Annotated in this window: 13 protein-coding genes and 1 pseudogene; 3 read left to right on the top strand and 11 right to left on the bottom strand. The window is 64.0% G+C overall.

The window, feature by feature from the left end:
- Positions 1-143 precede the first annotated feature (143 nt).
- From NKI85_RS07445 to NKI85_RS07455, 3 genes are all read left to right on the top strand, one after another.
- The gene (locus tag NKI85_RS07445; RefSeq protein WP_352527194.1) at positions 144-992 is read left to right on the top strand and encodes a MurR/RpiR family transcriptional regulator; all 849 of its coding nucleotides are present in this window, start codon (positions 144-146) and stop codon (positions 990-992) included.
- A 234-nt stretch (positions 993-1,226) separates the two neighbouring features.
- Positions 1,227-2,336 (top strand): carbohydrate kinase, encoded by a 1,110-nt coding sequence (locus tag NKI85_RS07450; protein ID WP_352776473.1) that lies wholly within the window; start codon positions 1,227-1,229, stop codon positions 2,334-2,336.
- 30 nt (positions 2,337-2,366) lie between these two features.
- Positions 2,367-3,296, top strand: coding sequence for a pseudouridine-5'-phosphate glycosidase (locus tag NKI85_RS07455; protein WP_352527196.1), 930 nt, complete (start codon positions 2,367-2,369; stop codon positions 3,294-3,296).
- Positions 3,297-3,331: 35 nt separating this feature from the next.
- Here the strand turns inward: NKI85_RS07455 and NKI85_RS07460 are convergent, their stop codons facing one another.
- The 11 genes and pseudogenes from NKI85_RS07460 to NKI85_RS07510 all read right to left on the bottom strand — a co-directional run bounded on the left by NKI85_RS07460 (position 3,332) and on the right by NKI85_RS07510 (position 17,949).
- On the bottom strand, positions 3,332-4,732 hold the full coding sequence (locus tag NKI85_RS07460; RefSeq protein ID WP_502896058.1) for an FAD-binding oxidoreductase: 1,401 nt from the start codon (positions 4,730-4,732) through the stop codon (positions 3,332-3,334).
- A gap of 189 nt (positions 4,733-4,921) precedes the next feature.
- The gene (locus tag NKI85_RS07465; protein WP_352776474.1) at positions 4,922-6,172 is read right to left on the bottom strand and encodes a VWA domain-containing protein; all 1,251 of its coding nucleotides are present in this window, start codon (positions 6,170-6,172) and stop codon (positions 4,922-4,924) included.
- On the bottom strand, positions 6,165-8,423 hold the full coding sequence (locus NKI85_RS07470) for a DUF5682 family protein (protein WP_352776475.1): 2,259 nt from the start codon (positions 8,421-8,423) through the stop codon (positions 6,165-6,167). The genes NKI85_RS07465 and NKI85_RS07470 overlap by 8 nt, the downstream gene beginning before the upstream one ends.
- Before the next feature lie 4 nt (positions 8,424-8,427).
- Positions 8,428-9,506 (bottom strand): annotated as a pseudogene (locus tag NKI85_RS07475) (ATP-binding protein).
- A 19-nt stretch (positions 9,507-9,525) separates the two neighbouring features.
- A complete protein-coding gene (locus NKI85_RS07480; RefSeq protein ID WP_352776476.1) occupies positions 9,526-10,971 on the bottom strand; it encodes a DUF5691 domain-containing protein in 1,446 nt (481 codons plus the stop codon).
- Entirely contained in the window at positions 10,968-12,368 is a 1,401-nt protein-coding gene (locus tag NKI85_RS07485) for an SWIM zinc finger family protein (protein WP_352776477.1), read from the bottom strand. Before NKI85_RS07485 ends, NKI85_RS07480 begins: the two co-directional genes overlap by 4 nt.
- 171 nt (positions 12,369-12,539) lie before the next feature.
- Positions 12,540-13,820 (bottom strand): amylo-alpha-1,6-glucosidase, encoded by a 1,281-nt coding sequence (locus tag NKI85_RS07490; protein WP_352529426.1) that lies wholly within the window; start codon positions 13,818-13,820, stop codon positions 12,540-12,542.
- Between the two features lie 38 nt (positions 13,821-13,858).
- Complete coding sequence (locus tag NKI85_RS07495) at positions 13,859-14,899, bottom strand: ABC transporter ATP-binding protein (protein ID WP_352529428.1); 1,041 nt, start codon at positions 14,897-14,899, stop codon at positions 13,859-13,861.
- A gap of 21 nt (positions 14,900-14,920) precedes the next feature.
- Entirely contained in the window at positions 14,921-15,763 is an 843-nt protein-coding gene (locus NKI85_RS07500; RefSeq protein ID WP_352529430.1) for a carbohydrate ABC transporter permease, read from the bottom strand.
- Entirely contained in the window at positions 15,760-16,605 is an 846-nt protein-coding gene (locus tag NKI85_RS07505) for a carbohydrate ABC transporter permease (protein ID WP_352529432.1), read from the bottom strand. The genes NKI85_RS07500 and NKI85_RS07505 overlap by 4 nt, the downstream gene beginning before the upstream one ends.
- Before the next feature lie 75 nt (positions 16,606-16,680).
- Entirely contained in the window at positions 16,681-17,949 is a 1,269-nt protein-coding gene (locus NKI85_RS07510) for an ABC transporter substrate-binding protein (protein ID WP_352529434.1), read from the bottom strand.
- Between the last annotated feature and the right edge of the window lie 21 nt (positions 17,950-17,970).

Here is a 17,970-nt window from a genome sequence, read left to right on the forward strand (position 1 = left end):
GCCCATCCGAATCGTCGGCCTGCCCGAAAGCCGTCCGAAACCGCGCCGGTCCAGATTTGATGGATCATTCTTGGCTGTCAATCAGCGACGGAATAATTTATTCCTTGGCTTGGTATCGCCGGTAACTGGCAACAGGGGAACGCATGTCCGTCCTGAAGAAGATCGAGGCCAAGCTCGAGATCATGGCGCCCGGCGATCGCGAGATTGGGCGGTACATCGTCGATAATCCCGACCAGATGCTGCGCCTCTCGACAGCGGCGCTCGCCGCCGAGATCGGCCGCAGCCAGTCAAGCGTCGTCAAGTTCAGCCAGAAGCTCGGCTATGCCAGCTATCAGGAGCTCAAGCTCGCCGTGAGCGAGGCCAAATCGCAGGAATGGCAAGTGCCGGCCGGCATGATCCATGGTTCGATCGAGGTCGGCGACAGCTATCTGGTCATCCTGCGCAAGCTGATCGGCAGCAAGCTTTTGTCGATGCAGCAGACCGTCGCGGCCAACACCGAGCAGGAAATCGGCAAGGCCCTCGAAGCGTTGAACGCTGCGCGTCGCATTCATTTGGCCGGCGTCGGCGCATCCTCGCTGGTGGCGCGCGATTTCTCATACAAGCTGATGAAGCTCGGCCGCAACGTGCTGCACGACAGCGACAGCCATGTGCAAATGGCCAATGTCTCGACGCTTGGGCGAGGTGACGTGCTGTTCGCGCTCTCCTATTCCGGGGCCAGCATCGAAACCCTGCGGATAGGCGAACTTGCCCGCAAACGTGGCGCGACCGTGATCGCGGTCACTGGACTTCGCGACAATCCGCTGAGCCGGATTGCCGACATTCGCCTCCACACGATCGCCGATGAAGAGCGTGCGCGCTCCTCGTCGATAACCGCGCGCGATGCGCAACTGACGCTGACCGATCTGCTGTTCATCCTGCTCGTGCAGAAGCAGCCTGACGCCAACGAATACGTCCACAACAGCGAACTGGCCGTCTCGGTGCTGAAGGCTTAGCAGTCTTCGGACCTGGCGTTAAGGCCTCTGTGCCTCCCTGGTGCTGCACGCCGACAAGAGCAAGTTTCGTCCTCCGAAGTAGCTTTCTTCAATGCGCTCACACGCTCTCCGGCTGGCAGAGAGCCGCGGGAGCGCCGATTGGTCAAACGCCGCCGTGACAAACCAATGTTGACAAGATCATCTGTTGTTTCCTACATCGAGTTCAGCCTCGAATTTGGCGGGCCAGGTGAGACGATGGACGACCTTGGAGCACAGGAACAAGCGGTTCTCGACCTCATTGCGGCGAATCCGTTCGCCGGCCAGCAGGATATTGCAACCGCGCTCGGCATTGCCCGCTCGACGGTCGCCGCCCACATCGTGCAACTCATCAACAAGGGCTACATTCTCGGCCGCGGCTATCTCTTGCCGGCGTCCAAACGTATGGTCTGCATCGGTGGCGCGGTGCTCGACCGCAAATACCACGCCAGGAAGGATCTGATCTTCGAGACATCGAACCCGGTCGACGGCTATCGCAGCTTCGGCGGGGTTGCCCGCAACGTCACCGAAAACCTTGCCCGCCTCGGCGTCGACATAAGCTTCGTCTCGATCGTCGGCGAGGATGAAACCGGCCGCTCGCTGGTGCGGCATTTGCGTGACCTCGGCGCCGATGTCAGCCAGGTCATCACCACTACGGAGCGGCCGACGGCCGAATACGCGGCCATCCTCGACCGCAACAACGATCTCGTGCTCGGCATCGCCGACATGGAGATCTTCGATCTGTTTTCGCCGTCCTATCTCGACCGTTTTTGGCCGCATCTGGCTTCGGCGACATGGGTGTTCATCGACTGCAACCTGCCGGCCGCAACCATCGCAGCGCTGATCTCGCGCAAGCAGGGCGCGCGCTTCAAGCTCGCCGTCGATACGGTATCGTCGCCGAAATCGGCCCGCCTGCCGAAGGACCTGACCGGCATCGACCTTTTGTTCGCCAACCACGACGAGGCCAATACAATACTCGGCATCGCCGATGCTGACAAGCGGCTGACGCCGAAGGAAGCCGCTGCGGCGCTGCGCGCCGCCGGCGCCGGCGAGGTGATCGTGACCATGGGCGCACATGGATTTGCCATCGCGACCGAGAGCGGCGTGACGACGATGCGCTCCGTCCCGGCGCAGGCCGTCGACATCACCGGTGCCGGTGACGCGATGATCGCCGGCACCCTGTACAAGGTTCTTTCGGGTGATCCCGTAGCTCATGCCGTGCGCACCGGCGCGCTGCTCGCCACGCTGACCACCGAGAGCGAATCCAGCGTCCACCCCGATCTGTCGCCGCGCTTGCTCACCGCCGGCATGCACCGTATCCCCGCCTGAAAGCGAGACGACCCCGAAAGCGAGACGACCATGAAACCTTCCCTTGTCCACCTGAACGATGAAGTCGCTGCTGCGCTTGATGAAGGCCGCGCGGTGGTGGCGCTGGAATCCACGATCATCACCCACGGCATGCCCTATCCGGCCAATCTGGAGACCGCCCGCAGCGTCGAAACCGTGGTGCGCGAGAACGGCGCCGTGCCTGCCACGATCGCGGTGGTCGCCGGCAAGATCAAGGTCGGACTTGACGACAGTGAACTGGAGCAGTTGGCAGCGGCAAAGGACGTGGTCAAGGCTTCCGGGCGCGATCTCGCCGCCATCATGGTGCGTGGCGGCTCGGCTGGAACCACCGTCTCGGCGACGATGCGGATCGCCGCTTTGGCCGGCGTCGGCATTTTTGCGACCGGCGGCGTCGGCGGCGTGCATCGCGGCGCCGAAGCCACTTTCGACATCTCCGCCGACCTGACCGAACTCGGCCAGACCGGCACCACCGTCGTTTGCGCCGGCGTGAAGTCGATCCTCGATATTGCGAAAACGCTGGAATATCTGGAAACCCAGCGCGTACCGGTGATCGCCTATCGGAGCGACGATTTCCCGGCCTTCTATACGCGATCGAGTGGGCTGAAGTCCGACCATCGTCTCGATACCCCGGACGAGATCGCGCGGGCCATGCTGCTGCACGAGCAGATCGATTCGGGCACCGGCATCCTCGTCGCCAATCCGATACCCGAGGCAGATGCGCTCGATCCGGCCTTCATCGACGGCACGATCGCGGTGGCGGTGGCCGAGGCCGAGAAACGCGGCATCGGTCGCAAGGAACTGACACCGTTCCTGCTCGCCCGCATCAACGAGCTTTCGCAAGGCCGCAGCCTGAAGGCCAACATCGCGCTGGTCCGCAACAACGCCGCGCTTGCCGCCCGCATCGCGGTGGCGCATGCGGAATTGAAGCGCGCGGCCAGATAGGGTCAGCACCCGGCCAGCGCTACCGGCCTTCGATTTCAGCCCGGCGTGAGGTCGAAGATGCGCCCGGCATTAAGGATGTTGTTCGGGTCGAAGGCTGTTTTCAAGCGCCGCATGGCCGTGATCTCGGCATCGCTGCGCACCAGACGCAGCCATTCCTTCTTGTCGAGGCCGATGCCATGTTCGGCCGAGACGCCGCCGCCAGCGGCGGCCACGCGCCGATAGACGATGTCGTATGCGGCCGCCGGATCCACGGTGCGGACCTGGTAATGCAGATTGCCATCACCGAGATGGCCGAAGACGTAGATGTCGGCGCTGGGGTCGACGGCCTTGGTGGCGGCTTCTGTTTCGCGCAGGAAAGTCGCCATTCTCGCCAGCGGGATGCTGATATCGACGCCGATCAGGCCTGTTATCGAAAACAGGAAACGGTTGGCCTCTTCCCGCACCGCCCAGAGCGCCCGGAATTCGCGCGGCGACTGGGAGACCACCACGTCGTCGATCACGCCGTCCTCGACCGCCTGCATCAGCACCGCGGCAAAGCGTTCGCCGTCGCGGTCGGGCTCGCTGCCCTGTATCTCGGCGAGCACATAGACGGGCGAGCCGGCGGGCAGCGGCGCCGGCGCCTCCATGCCGGCAATCATGGCGCCATAAAGCGGTGCGAAATTCACCTCATAAGCCGAGAGCAACGGTCCGAGCTTCTGCCTCAGCAGCGCAAGCAGCGTGATGGCCGCGTCGAGCGAAGCAAGCGCGCAGAAGGCGTTGATCTCGGTGGCCGGCTTCGGGTGCAGCCGCAGGCAAGCGCGCGTGACGACGCCGAGCGTGCCTTCGCTGCCGATGAACAATTGGCTGAGATCATAGCCGGAATTGTCCTTCGCCAAACCCTTGAGCGACGTCAGGATGCTGCCGTCAGCAAGCACCGCTTCCAGGCCGAGCACCTGCGCCCGGTACATGCCGTAGCGCAGCACGCGGATGCCACCGGCATTGGTGGCGACATTGCCGCCGACGGTCGCCGTGCCGCGCGCTCCGATGTCGACGCCGAACAACAAGCCGGCCGCATCGGCCGCTTCCTGCACCATTTGCAGAGGCGCGCCGGCCTCGGCGATGATGGTCACCGCCCCGCGGTCGGGAGCCTCGATCGCCGTCATGCGCTCCAGCGACAGCACCGCTTCGCCCTGCTGGATGCGAGCCGCGCCGGCGAGCCCCGTCCGGCCACCCTGGATGACAAGCCTCTGCCCGGCCTCATTGCACAGGCGCAGTATGTCCGACACCTCGCCGGCGGTGCGCGGTCGCAGCACGACCTCCGGCCGCGCACCGGTTTTGCCGTCGGGGTCTTCCCTGTAACGCGGCCCGGCCTCATCGGCCGCGACGATCGCCGACCGATCCAGCCGCCTTTCCAGCCGCGACAGGAACTCGCCGAGCCGTGGGGGCCAAGCGCTCACGGATGCGATCGGCGCGCAGACATCGATGCCGCGCGAACGGTGACGGGCGAGGATTGTGAGCGCGTCCTGAGATGATTTTCGCTGCAAAGAAAGCGTGCGGAAAACCCGCCAAAACCGCAGCCGGTTGCTATTGTCATGCGCCGCTCCTGTAGTACGCCGACGATAGGCACGGGCTGCTGTTTGTCAAACCTATATGGCACTTGGTGCCGGGTGGCTCGGCGCCTCTGCGCCGGCACGAACCAGCTTGATGTCGGCGCCCGCCGCCCATGCTCCGATATCTTCGCGGCGCAATGCCGCCGCCATCATATCCGGGAACAGATCTGGCGTGCAGGCGAAGACCGGAATGCCAAGTGCTGCAACCGAACCTGCCATCGTCGGATCATAGCCGGGCCGGCCCTGATCGGTCAGCGCAAGAAGCACGATTGTATTGACGCCGGATCGAACCAGCTCCGCCATGCGCCTCAGCAACTCCTGGCCATTGCCGCCTTCGTAGAGGTCGGTGATCAGCACCAGATGCGACTTGGTTGGCCGTTCGATACGGTCGGCGCAATAGGCGACCGCCTGATTGATGTCGGTGCCGCCGCCAAGTTGCACGCCGAACAGCACCTCGACCGGATCGCTGAGCTCTTCGGTCAGGTCGACAATGGCCGTATCGAAGCAGACAAGCTTGGTGCGCACAACCGGCAGCGAGGCCATCACCGCCGCGAAGATCGAGGCGTAGATCACCGAGCTTGCCATCGAGCCGGACTGGTCGACACAGAGAATGACTTCATCCAGATCGACAAGCCGCCGCTGCTTGCGCATGTAGCCGACCAGCTTCTCCGGCACGATGGTCTTATGCTCGGGTTGATAGTGGCGAAGGTTCGCCGAGATAGTGCGCTGCCAGTCGATGTCCCGCGCACGCGGGCGGTTGGTGCGTCTCGACCGGTCGAGTGCGCCGCGTATCGCCTCGGCGGTTTTCTGCTCGAGTCGCTGCATCAGCTTGGCGACGATGTCGGCAATGATGGTGCGGGCGATGTCCTTGGTCTTGGCCGGCATGACCGAACGCAGCGAAATCAGGTCGGCGACGAGATTGACGTCCGCTTCGATGGCCTTGAGGAATTCCGGCTCCATCAGCATCTGCTTCAAGTCCAGCCGTTCGAAGGCGTCCTTCTGGACAATCTGGACGACCTGCGCCGGAAAAAAGGAGCGAATGTCGCCCATCCATTGCGCAACGCGCGGCGCCGACCGGCCAAGTCCGCCGCGCCGCTTGCGCGGATCGCTGGCCGCGGCGTTGGTGCCGTCGCCATAGAGTGCGTCGAGCGCCGCCGAAAGTCGTTTGTCGTCGCTGGAAAGCGCCGCCGAGGCCTCGTCGGCGCCGATCGCCAGGCGCCATCGGCGCTCTCTTCCGGCATCGGCAGTGAGTGGGCCGGGCTCGTTCATTTCGGCCTGGTCATCCATTGCAGTTTTCTCCCATGAGGAAGGGTCCAAGCAGCCCTAGGTGACGGCGCCAGGCCTCGCCGCCATCCGGCGTCGGTGTCAGGCCAGCCGGCAAGCGCGCGGCGCGGCCGAGAACGGCCTCGACCAACCGACGGCGCTCCATGCTGTCCAGATTGGAAAAGACGCGGCGCAACAGCGGCAGATGCGCGATGAAGGTGTCTTCGTCGAGGGATTTGAGCCAGCCATTGACGGCGCCGCGCAGCCCCTCGTCATAGATCAGCCGTTGACCGGCAGTGCTGAAGAAGCCTTCGAAGAAAGCTGCCGCCTCGGTGATGGGCGTCCCCGGCGACAGGCGTCGGCCGAGCAGTGTCGCTGCTGCTTCGGCCGACAGACAGCCTGCTTCGTAGAGAAGGTGTGCGGCGCATCCCGCCAGCAGTGCCGTCGACCGTACCCCCTCCAGCACGGCGACAAGCCCGTTGCGCCATTCGCTTATGACGTCATCGCCGGCCTCGACCAGCCTGATTGCTTCATCGGCCTTGCGCATCGCGCCGACCAGCGTCGTGGCGGCCTGCTCATCCAGATCGCGTGCTGCATAGGGAAGCGCGATCGCGGCTTCGATGATCAGCCGCTCCATAAGGCCGGACAGCCGGTCCGTCTCCGTTTTGCGGGCCTCGCCATAGCGGATGATGTCGGCGAGCGGCGGCACCGACGCCAGCATCTCCAGGCATTCGCTGCTGCGCGCCGCGCGCGCCTCAAGTGCGGCGAGGCCGGCCGTCGACGCCTCCGACAGGCTTGCCGTGATCGCGCTCTGGACTAACGTTGCAAGCGTGTCGAGGGTCGTCGCAGCATTGATCATCTGGATCAGGCGCCCATTGGCGGCTTTTTCGATGGTCGGACCGTAGATCAGGTTCTCGACCAGGCGAACGGCATATTCAGGCTCCCAGGCCAGGATCCATCGCTCGCGGAAGGTACCACGGCTGCGACCGGCATCCGTCAATCTGCCCCATTGCACACCAAGCACGTTTAGCCGATGCAGCAATGTCGAGCGAAACAGCCCGCTTTCGCTTCGCAGGTCGACGGATAGTTCCCGCTCCAGCGCCTCAGGTTTTAGCCGCGCAACCTTCTGGTTGCGCTGGAGATCTTCGATCAATGGCGCCAGCGGTGTGTCGGGTGGAATTTCGCCGACGTCCGCGCCCAAAAGCAGCTCGGCCTCAACAAGTCCCCACAGCAGCGCCTCGCCGTTGAAGAGGGCGGCGATCGCCGCGTCGCGCAATTCCTCAAATCCGGGTTTCGGCCGCTCGCGAATGGCGGCAAGCGTGCGGGCGAGCCGCTCCGCTTCAATCAGCGAGGCAGTCGAGACCAGGTGGCCCTTCACCCGCAGCACGGCCGCGATCATTGCAAGCCACCGGGTCGCGGCATCTGGTCGGCCGCGCGTGCGCCAGAGATGCTTGCACCAGCCGGGTGCGACGACGCCGGCGCCATAGCCGTAGCCCAGCGCCAGACGCGGCCCCGTCCATGGCGCCCACGTCATCGTGCTCTTGCGGCGGGCAACTCCCTTGAGCAGGGCCTGATCGTCTATCTGCAGGTGTGTCGCTCGCAGCGCCGGCACATGCCAGGCGCCGCAGACGACGGCGATCGGTCCGTCGAATTCCTTTCGCGCCCTGGCGATTTCGAGCCGCATATGCGCTTCGCGCTTGGCTTCGAACTGCACGATCGGTCCTTCGCCGTCCCGCAGCATCGCCATTGCGTCGGAGATCGCGGCGAAAATCGGTCCGGGTTCCGGATTCTGTTCGATAACGTCGGACCACCAGCTCTCGCCATCCTCATAACCGGCGGCGTGCGCCAGCATGGCTATCGGATCACGCACAAGCGGAGCCGCATCGTCATTCTCGGGGGCTTGGTTTGCTTCGGCCGCATCGACGTCCTCCGCGCCATCAACTGCCGCAGTGGTGAAACGTGCCGACGACGGCAGGTCGATGAACTGCAGCGCCGCCTGGTTGCCCACGGCCCAGAGGGCCGCTTGGTATTCGGGCGAGAACTCGGCAAAGGGCCAGAAGCTCGTCGAAGCGGGATCCTCCTCCGGATAGCAAAGAAGGGCCACCGGCGGCTGCATTTCCGGCCGGGCCAGCATGGGCAGCAGCGGGGAGGCGTCGATCGGCCCTTCGATCAGCACGGCGACCGGCTTCAGATCCTGCAGTGCCTGCACTAGGCTGTCGGCGGAACCCGGCCCGTGATGGCGTATACCGAAATAGGCGATGTCCCCGTGCCTCATGGTATCAGATCGCTGCGTTCAAGGCCGCGTAGTAGCCCGCGTAGTCGGGCCGCTTCTTGAGCACCGTTTCCAGGTATTCCTCCAGCACCACCTTGTCCTGCACCGGATCCTTCACGATCGCGCCGACAAGGCTGGCGGCGAGACCTTCGGCGCCGAGCTTACCACTGTCGAACCACGCCGCCTGGCTGAGCCCGCCAACCATCGTGGCGATCGCTTCCGCGGTCGACAGCGAGCCGGAAGGCGTCTTCAGCGTCACCTTGCCGTCGGCAGTCGCGCCGGAGCGCAATTCGCGGAAGATGGTCAGCACACGTGAGATCTCCTCGCCGACATTTTTCGGCACCGGCAGGTCGAGTCCGCCAGCCATCTCGTCGACCCGTTTGGAGACGATCGCTACCTCTTCGGCCATGTCTTCCGGCAATGGCAGCACCACGACATTGAAGCGACGTTTGAGCGCCGCGGAGAGCTCGTTGACACCTTTGTCCCGATTGTTCGCCGTGGCGATAATGTTGAAGCCGCGCTGCGCGTAGATCGAAGTGTTCAATTCCGGGATCGGCATCATCTTTTCGGAAAGCACGGTGATCAGCGTGTCCTGGACGTCAGAACCCATGCGCGTCAGTTCCTCGAGCCGGCAGAGCTTGCCATTCTGCATGGCTCGGTAGAGCGGCGTCGGCACCAACCTTCCTGGCTCGGACCCTTTGCCAGAAGCTGCGCATAGTTCCAGCCATAGCGGATCTGGTTCTCGTCGGTGCCGGCCGTGCACTGCACGATCAGCGTCGAGTCGCCCATGATGGCGGCGGCGAGATGTTCCGACACCCAGGATTTGGCCGTTCCGGGAACGCCGAGCAGCAGCAGCGCGCGGTCGGTGGCGAGCGTCGCCACTGCGGTTTCCATCAACCGGCGGCGCCCGACATATTTCGGCGTTATCAAGGTGCCGTCACCGGCCTTTCCGCCGAGCAGGTAGGTCAGCACAGCTTTTGGCGAGAGGGTCCAGCCCGCAGGCTTTTGCCGGTCGTCGCCGCGCGCCAGCGCCTGCAATTCAGAGGCATAAGCCTGCTCGACCGGGAGACGGATGGCAGCATTCATGTGTACTTCTCCGGATTGATCATGTGTCGGTCCTAGACGGATGTTCGGCCAGCGCTGCATTGAGACGCAGGAGACCGAGCGATGCGGCCGCTGCCGGCATGCCGGCAGCGACGACCTCGTCGATCAATCTTGCCGCCGCGGCCGCGGTGGCAAGAAAGCCGATCGTCTCCAGTATATCGTCGGCCCCCCGCCGCATGGCATCGTCATTTCCAGCGACCACGGAACGCAGGGCCGGCAGAACTTGCCCATTGGTCAGGTCGTCCCATTCCAGCCAGCCAGCTTCAATGCCTTCCGCTAGATTGACCGCGCCAAGGTAGTTTGCCTGCTCGAGGATAAGACGGATGAGGACTCGTTTTCTGCGACTGTCGAGGCGGGGCATCACATGCAGGAGGAACAGCGCCGCCTTGCCGCCGTCTGCAACAAGCGTGTCCGCCATATGCGTCACCGCGGCATCGCTCCCTGAAGCGGCGACCATTCGTGCGATCAGGATGTCGGCATTGTTGTCCACGCCGAATTGCCAGGCTCCTATGAATTCAGGTTCCGTAGCGCCGAACCGCGCGGCAACATCGACTAGGTTGCAAGTCTCGAACAGTTCGGCGCGGCGTTGCTCCTGCGCCGGGGACTTCAGTTTTGCCGGAGTATAGATCGTGCGGCGGCGGATGAAGCCCGATTTGCTTTCAGTGATAAAGGCGGCGAGCTCGGCTACGGGATCATCCGCTCCACCGCCTCTGGGGTGGCCGTGCTCTCCCAGCCTTGCCAACAGCCGGCCAGCCAATTCGCGCACCTTGCCGGACTTGTCGGCCGAAAGGCTTTTCAGGAAAGGCGCGTCCTCTGGATGCAAGCCGAAGCGCATAAGCTCAACCAGCGCAAGCCTGACTTCCGCGGGTTCGCCTGGCGCCTTGGCCTCGATTAGCATTCGAGCCGAGGCCGGGTCGACGCGACGCATATCGGCCAGGGCGATGCGTCGCGCGGCGGGATAGAACTCATCCCAGTTTTCCGCCGTCAGTTTCTCTTGTGGGGCATGTCTTTCCCCATCCACACTTGCTTGCCAGTCGATCCATGGTGCGTAGACGTCCGGGCTGTTTTGATCCGACGCGCCAGGCATCCAGTCCATGGGATGGAGCACAAAGCCGCGGCTGGCGACAAGCGTCGCCACGCGCGTCTTGCGCCTCGTGTCGGCGGCGTGCTTCAGAGCGGCTCTCAACAACGGCCGAAACCGTCCCGGCAGCATGGGCAGGGCAAGTCTGGGCAGCGGCGGACGACGCTTCAGTGTCATCGGCGCCGCAGGCCGTAGCGCGACGTCGAGCGCTTGTGCGGCGATTGCCAGGAGCCGGCGCTCCTGTTCGTCGGGACTTGTACCGCCGGCGATTGCCTTCCAGTCGGCCGGAGCCAGATCGAAAGTGGCGCCGCCGGTGATCCAGCAATCGCGCATTGCCGCCAGGCCTGTTTGCTCGCCTTCGTTCACGCCAGATCAAGCCTCCCGAACTCGCTTTGCGCCGCCAGCAGGTCAAGCCGGGCGCCATTCCAGAGCGCTGCCGTGGCCGCAAGGTCGAGGCCGAGCAAGGTTTGATCTACCGCGCCGGCGATCGGCAAGGCGATCCCCTGCGGGTCATCCTCTGCCTGCCACCATGCCGTGCCCCGATCGTCTAGCAGGATCGCGCCGGGCGGCAACATGAGGGGACAATCGCCAATCCAAGGCGCGGCGTCCTGATGGGAAGCATGCGTCGCGAGCGGATCTTTCGCGGCGCCAAAAGCGAAATCGGGCCACGCGCCGGGCGCAACTTCCCCCATGCGCTCCGCCACCAGGGCGCGGAGCGGCATGCGTGATGGATAAAACACCAGCCGGGCATTGAAACGGTCGCCTGGTGCAAAAGCATTGGACCGGCGCCCGGCCGAAGCCGGGAAAAAATCGAGCAGCACGGCAAATTGCGGCGCAGCGCTCTTCAAATCGAGTAGCCAGGTCGAATGGCTGACCAGGCCATCGCGGCGGCTCTCGATCTTCTCGCCGAGAACCTCCCATAGGCTTTCAACCTGTTTTGCGTCCGGATTGGCGAGTACCTGCTCGCGGGTGTCAGAGGTCGATACAAGACGCTTCAACTCGGGATCGTCAGGCGCTGATCGCCAGGCTTTGGCCAGCAGCACAAGCTTGCCAAGCTCGCGGATTGCTGCATCGGGCCTTTCTTCGCTGCGCAGCGCCATCAACCGCGACGGGATCTCGTCGATACGGCCGGCGAGCGCGGTTGCCTTCATGTCGACCAGCCGCGCGGCAATCCGGCGGCAGCGGTCGCTGCTGGCGTCGACAAATCCGGAAAGACCGAGCCGCAACTGGTCGGCAATCCATTGGTCGAGCTCATCGAGCGCCGCCGACACTGCGTGGCGTGTGTCTTCCGCCCGCTTGCGCTGCGCTGCCTCGCGCCGCTCTACCGCCGCAACGTCTTCAACGGCTGCGCTCTCGTCCGGCCTTGCGGCTTCGCCAATGCTCTTGGCTTCCGCGCCCAGTGCCAGTTGCGTCGGCTGTGGCGTTGTCTTCCGGCGCCGGCCGAGCCAATCATTCACCCATTCCGGCGTCGTATCGGCAGCGGCAAAACTGGCTGGCGCCGTGGCGGCAATCCACATCAGGGCCAGCGTGTGCTTGCACGGGAATTTTCGCGAGGGGCAGGTGCATTTGTAGCCGTGATCGCCCGTGTCGACCACAACGCGATAAGGATTGGAGCCGGAGCCCTGGCATTCGCCCCAGATGAGCGCCTGCTGCTCATGTTTTTCGAGCCGCGGCCAGTTCGATCGTTTGGTGAGCTTGGAGGCGGCGCTCAGCGACGCCTGATCGGGAGCGAGCGCCTCAATGGTTTTCAGATCGAATTCCAAGCCGCGCTTCTCCCGCCTTCGAAGCAGTATAGATAGCGGTTTGTGAAGAACTATTATAGCTCCGGCATGATGAAGATCGGCACGGCAGCTCAGCTGTGCAATCACTCTTTCGCTGCAAGCAGGCTTTGAAAGCCGGAGTGGCCGGCCGGGGCAGCCAATCGCGGCCGGCGCTCAGCCTCTGCCCTTCAAAAACTCGATCACCATTGCCGCGGTCCAGGTGAAGCGGCTGCCGCCGAGCGGCTCACCGCTGAGCGGGTCGTAATATTCGGCAAAGCCGCTCTCGGCGATCAGGTCGAGACTGGACTGCGTGATCCGTTGTGCCATTTGGCTGTGGCCGGCGGCGGCAAGGCCGTCGGCGATCATGTAGTTGACCACCAGCCAGACCGGGCCGCGCCAGTAACGCTTGGCATCGAAGCGCGCATCGCCAGGATCGTGCGAGGGGACGATATAGTGCGCCTTGCCGGCGATGCGCTCGATCGTGGCAGCGATGGCTGCGGCCCGCCTTTCCGGAATGGCCGCGAACACCGGCAGAAAGCCGCCGACCGAAGCGCTGTCAACAAGCTTTCCAGCCACTCGGTCAAAACAAATGTATTGGCCATGCGCGTCGCTCCACAGCCGCTCCATAGCCGCTACGCCCTTCTCGGCGCGGGCTCGGTTGGCGTTGGCGATGTCCTTCTCGCCGAGCGTCTCGGCGAGATCGGCGAGATCGGCGGCGGAACGGATCAGGATGGCATTGAAGCCAGGATCGACGACCTGGAACGGCGAGGCGTCGTGCAGCCGGGCGTTGTCCCAGCCAAGCCCGCGGAAATGCTGCAGCAGCCAGATGTAGCGGTCATACTGCGCCTTGGTTGGACGATGCGCCGGATCGGCGTGCAGGATGTCGCGGCGGGTGTAAGGTTCGACGCCTTCGGTCGGCACGCGCTCGAACGCGTCGTCCCAGTCGATCGAGTTGTCGCGGCCGGACTCCCATGGGTGGATTATGGCGACCAGTCCTTCGCCGTTCGGGTCGCGATTTTCGTAGAACCAGCGGTGCCAGGCGTCGATTTTCGGCAACAGCGCGCGGGCGCGCTCGACCGCCAGCGTTTTGTCCTTGGCCCGGTCGAACAGGCGGCGCACGGCAAAGCCGGCGACCGCCGGCTGGGTGATGCCGGAGGTGGCGGTCGGGCGGTTCGTTCGCCAGACCTCCGGTCCAGGGAAATAGCCGTCGCTCCAGACATGGAAGACGATGTGCGGCACCATGCCGTCCGGCCACTGGTGGGCGAACAGCGTGTCGATCTCGGTCCAGGCTCGGGCCTCGTCATAGTGGGCAAGACCGAGCGCGGTCAGGCAAGAATCCCAGTTCCACTGGAACGGGTAGAGGCCCTTGGTCGGTATGGTGTAGGTGCCTTGGTCGTTTTCCCTGAGCACCTCGACGGCGCGGGCGATGGTTTCGTCAATGGCAAGAGATATCATCGAGGCGTTCGTACTTTCAGGATCGAAGGGCGTGGGGATCAAAGTGCGTTGGTGGTTTCAGGATCGAACCAGCGGATGCGGTCGGGTTTGGGCGAAAGCCGCAAGTGATCGCCGACGGCAATCGTGGCATTCGATTCGAGAATGGCGCGGAACAGGCCGCCCTCGACATCGCAGGTGACCAGCGTGTGCGGTCCGAGCGGCTCGACGACGCGCACGGTGGCGCGCAGCCCCTCGTTGCTGGCGTCGACATCCTCGGGGCGAATGGCGAATTCTATCGTCTGCTTGTCCGACTTCGGGCCCGGCAGCGTCAGCTCGGCGACAGTCCAGCCGCCGTTCGCAGCCTTCGTCGCCGGGATGAAATTCATCGGCGGGTTGCCGATAAAGGAACCGACGAAGCGGGCCGCCGGATTGCGGTAGACCTCTACCGGCGAGGCGGCCTGGACGATATGGCCCTGATGCATGACGGCGATGCGGTCGGCCAGGCTCATCGCCTCGACCTGGTCGTGGGTGACGTAGATGGTGGTGGTTCTAGATGCGGCAAGCACGCCCTTGAGCTCGGCGCGCATTTCGAGCCGCAGCAGCGCGTCGAGGTTGGACAGCGGCTCGTCCATCAGGATGACGTCGGGCTCCATGGCGAGCGCCCGAGCGACAGCCACACGCTGGCGCTGGCCGCCGGAAAGCTGGCCCGAATAGCGCTTCAAAAGCTGCTCGATGTGCATGAGCTCTGCGGTGCGGTTGACGCGCCCCTCGACCTCCTGCTGCGGCAGCTTCTTCATGCGCAGGCCGAAGGCGATGTTCTCGAACACCGTCAGGTGCGGAAAGACGGCGTAATTCTGGAACACCATGGCGATGCCGCGTTCGCGCGGCGGCAGATGGTCGACGCGGCGGCCGCCGATCCAGACTTCGCCCTGGCTTGGCGTCTCCAGGCCGGCGACGATCCTCAGCAGCGTGGTCTTGCCGCAGCCCGAGGCGCCAAGCAGCACCATGAACTCCTGATCGGCGATGGTCAGATCGATCGAATGCAAAGCGGTGAAGCCGCCGAAGTGCTTTGCGACTTGTTTGATGGCGATCTCAGCCATCGGCGTTCTCGTTTGTGCGCGTCATCGGTTGGCGATCCCCCACATGGCGAACAAATATTTGCGGACGGCGAAGATGAAGATCAGCGCCGGGATAACCAAGGCCGCGCCGCCGGCGAATTTGAGGTAGAGCGGCGATTCGCCGAGGCTCTGCAGCAGGAAGGCGGTCAGCGTCCGGTTCTCGATCGTGAGCACGGCTGCGGCAAACACCTCGTTCCACGAGATGGTGAAGGCAAATACCGCCGATGCCGCGATGCCCGGCAGCGCCAGCGGCAGAATGACCTTGCGAAATGCCTGCAATCTTGTGCAGCCAAGCGTCCAGGCCGCTTCCTCCAGCTCGACCGGAATGCCGGAGAAGAGCGAGAAGGTAATCAGCACGGCAAACGGCAGCGCCAGCGTGGTATGGACCAGCGCCAGCCCGATCGCGGTATCGTCGAGGCCGGTACGGATGAACATTACCGCCAGCGGCAGCGCCAGCAGCGGCAGCGGGAAGGCGCGGGTCATCAGCACGAGGAAACGGAACGTTTCCTTGCCTGGGAAATCGAAGCGCGACAGCGCGTAGCCAGCCGGTGCGCCGAAGCCGATCGAGAGGATCATCGTCAGGGCAGCGACGAGGACCGAATTCCACAGCGCCTTGGCGACGCCGGCGAAATTGATGAAGAAGGAAAGGCTGCCGAAATCGAATGACGGGAAGAAGCGCTTGGGGAATGCGGTCACCTCTTCCGGCGACGACAGCGCGTTGACGATCAGCAGATAGATCGGCAACAGCACCCAGATGCAAAGCAGGATGACGGTGGCGACCAGCAGCCAGTTGCCGGCTTTGCGGGCCGCAGGCGCGGCGATCGACAGCTCCGCGACGGTGCTCATATCCGCGCCTCCTTCGGCACACGCAGCACCCGTAGGAAGAACAGCGTGAAGCCGATCGAGATGGCGAGGATGAACAGCGCCATGGCTGCGGCGACATTTCGGTCCTGCAGCGTGAACTGCCAGTTGTAGGTTTCGCCCATCAGCACCGGCAGATTGGTGCCGCCGAGTGCTGCAACCACTGCAAAGACCTCGAAGGCAAGGATGACGCGCAGAATGATCGCCGTCTGCAGGCTGGGGCGCAGCAGAGGCAGTGTGATCTTGACGAAGCGCTTCCACGGGCTCGCGCCGAAGACCTCGGCTGCCTCGTAATATTCCTTCGGGATCAGCCCCATGCCGGCGACCAGGATAACCATCATGATGGCGGTCGCACGCCAGATCTCTGCCAGCGCCACGGCGATGAAGATCATCAGCTTGCTCTGGTAGCCGAGGAACATGACCGGCCTGTCGATGACGCCGAGGTTGGAGAGCAAGGTGTTGAGGAAGCCGGACTGGTCGAAGATGGCGAGCCAAATCAGCCCGGCGGCGAGATCGGAGATGCCGAGCGGAATGGCGAAGATATAAAGCGCGGCGCTGCGCCCCGTTTCGAGCCGCGACACCACCGTTGCCATCAGCAGTGCCATGATCAGCTGGATCGGCACGACGACGGCGCTCAGCAGCAGCGTGTTGCGGACCGTGACCGGGAATTTCCAGCTGCCGGCCATGGTGCGGAAATTGTCGAGCGTAAAGCCGCCGTCGCGGGTGAACGCTTCGAAGGCGACCAGCGCGAACGGGTAGAGAAAGAAGACGCAAAGGAACAGCGTCGCCGGCATCAGCAGCAGATAGGGCAGGGCCTTGCCGTGCATGGAGCGATCTCTGTTCGGCGTTTGAAAAGGGGTGGGCGCCCGGCGCGCTAGAGTCCGGACGCCCGGGGAGGATTCTTAATCGACCGGGCAGGCGCCCTGCGATGGTTTGTCAGGCGCCCAGCATGGCGCCTTCGCCTGGTCGATGATCGCTTTCAGCGCCGTCGCCTGTTCGTCGAGCACGCCGTGCACGTCCTCGCCGCCGAGCACGATGCGCTCGAAACTGTCGGTGTAGATCTGGTTGAACTTGCCGCCGAGATCGCCGAGTCCCATCGGCAGTAGCGCCGGCAGCGCATCGGGAGCTCCGGTCATCGTGGCGATCGCCGGGCCGAAGGCCTTGACCGAGGCCGGCATGTCGTCGGGCAGCTTGACGTCGACGATCGGGAAGAAGTTCGTCGCCTTCAGTGTCGCGATCTGGGTTTCCGGCTTCAGCATATAGGCGACCAGCGCTTTGGCCTTGTCCATGTCGGGCGAGGTTTTTGGGATGGCGACGCCAGCGATCACCGGCATGTAGCCGCGGCCTGCCGGCCCGGCCGGCGCCGGGAAGGCGACGAACTCGTCGGGTTTCTGATTGAAGGCGTCGGCGAGCCGCGCCACGTGATCGAACGCCACCCACACTTCGCCGGTCAGCAGCGGCTCCTGCATGAACGCATAATTGGTCGAATTCGGGTTGGTATACTGCCACAATTCCTTGAACTTGTTCCACGCCGTCTCGGCCTCCGCCGAGCGGAACTTGGTCACCATCGAACCGGTGTAGGACGGATAGAGGAAGCCCTCGAAGAAGCGGTGCTTCAGCCCTTTCGGACCGGCCGGAAAGCCGAATTTGGGCGAGCCGGTCTTCTCTGCGATGGTTTTTGCCCATTCGATCAGCTGGTCGTAGGTGATGGTGTTGAGATCGGTGCCGGCCGGCAGATATTGCAGCGCCTGCTTGTTTGCCGCCATCAGGAAGGTGGCCTGCATCCATGGCAGGTATTTCTGTTCGCCTGTGCCGAGCGTGCCGAGCTTCTTGTAGGCATCGTTGACCTTGACGCCGCCGACATCGATGCCAGACAGATCGACAAGGTTAGCGCCGACCGTGGAGAAGTCCCCGTGCAGGCCGCCAAGCACGCCGATGCTGCCGGAGCCGGCCTGCAGCTCGGCTTGCAGGCGGGTGAGCCAGGGCCCGTCCTCGGCGACTTGGTAATCGACCTGGCCGTCAAACCCCTTCAGCACCTCGCCGCGCATTTTCTGGGTCTCTTCCACGGGTCGCGCCTGTGTCGACCAGAACAACACCTGCTGGGCTTGTGCTGCGCCGGCAGCGAGCGACAGCGCCAGCACGGCACCTGCCAATGTCCTCAACGCATTCATCGTCATCTTCCTCCCTGGTTA

Source organism: Mesorhizobium sp. M0571 (assembly GCF_040320985.1).
Classification (GTDB): Bacteria; Pseudomonadota; Alphaproteobacteria; order Rhizobiales; family Rhizobiaceae; genus Mesorhizobium.

What these genes read in the sequence shown, in the direction of transcription:
- NKI85_RS07445 (WP_352527194.1), top strand. Translation starts at nt 144, where the DNA reads ATGTCCGTCCTGAAGAAGATCGAGGCCAAGCTCGAGATCATGGCGCCC.
- NKI85_RS07450 (WP_352776473.1), top strand. Translation starts at nt 1,227, where the DNA reads ATGGACGACCTTGGAGCACAGGAACAAGCGGTTCTCGACCTCATTGCG.
- NKI85_RS07455 (WP_352527196.1), top strand. Translation starts at nt 2,367, where the DNA reads ATGAAACCTTCCCTTGTCCACCTGAACGATGAAGTCGCTGCTGCGCTT.
- NKI85_RS07465 (WP_352776474.1), bottom strand. Translation starts at nt 6,172, where the DNA reads ATGGATGACCAGGCCGAAATGAACGAGCCCGGCCCACTCACTGCCGAT.
- NKI85_RS07470 (WP_352776475.1), bottom strand. Translation starts at nt 8,423, where the DNA reads ATGAGGCACGGGGACATCGCCTATTTCGGTATACGCCATCACGGGCCG.
- NKI85_RS07490 (WP_352529426.1), bottom strand. Translation starts at nt 13,820, where the DNA reads ATGATATCTCTTGCCATTGACGAAACCATCGCCCGCGCCGTCGAGGTG.
- NKI85_RS07495 (WP_352529428.1), bottom strand. Translation starts at nt 14,899, where the DNA reads ATGGCTGAGATCGCCATCAAACAAGTCGCAAAGCACTTCGGCGGCTTC.
- NKI85_RS07500 (WP_352529430.1), bottom strand. Translation starts at nt 15,763, where the DNA reads ATGAGCACCGTCGCGGAGCTGTCGATCGCCGCGCCTGCGGCCCGCAAA.
- NKI85_RS07505 (WP_352529432.1), bottom strand. Translation starts at nt 16,605, where the DNA reads ATGCACGGCAAGGCCCTGCCCTATCTGCTGCTGATGCCGGCGACGCTG.
- NKI85_RS07510 (WP_352529434.1), bottom strand. Translation starts at nt 17,949, where the DNA reads ATGAATGCGTTGAGGACATTGGCAGGTGCCGTGCTGGCGCTGTCGCTC.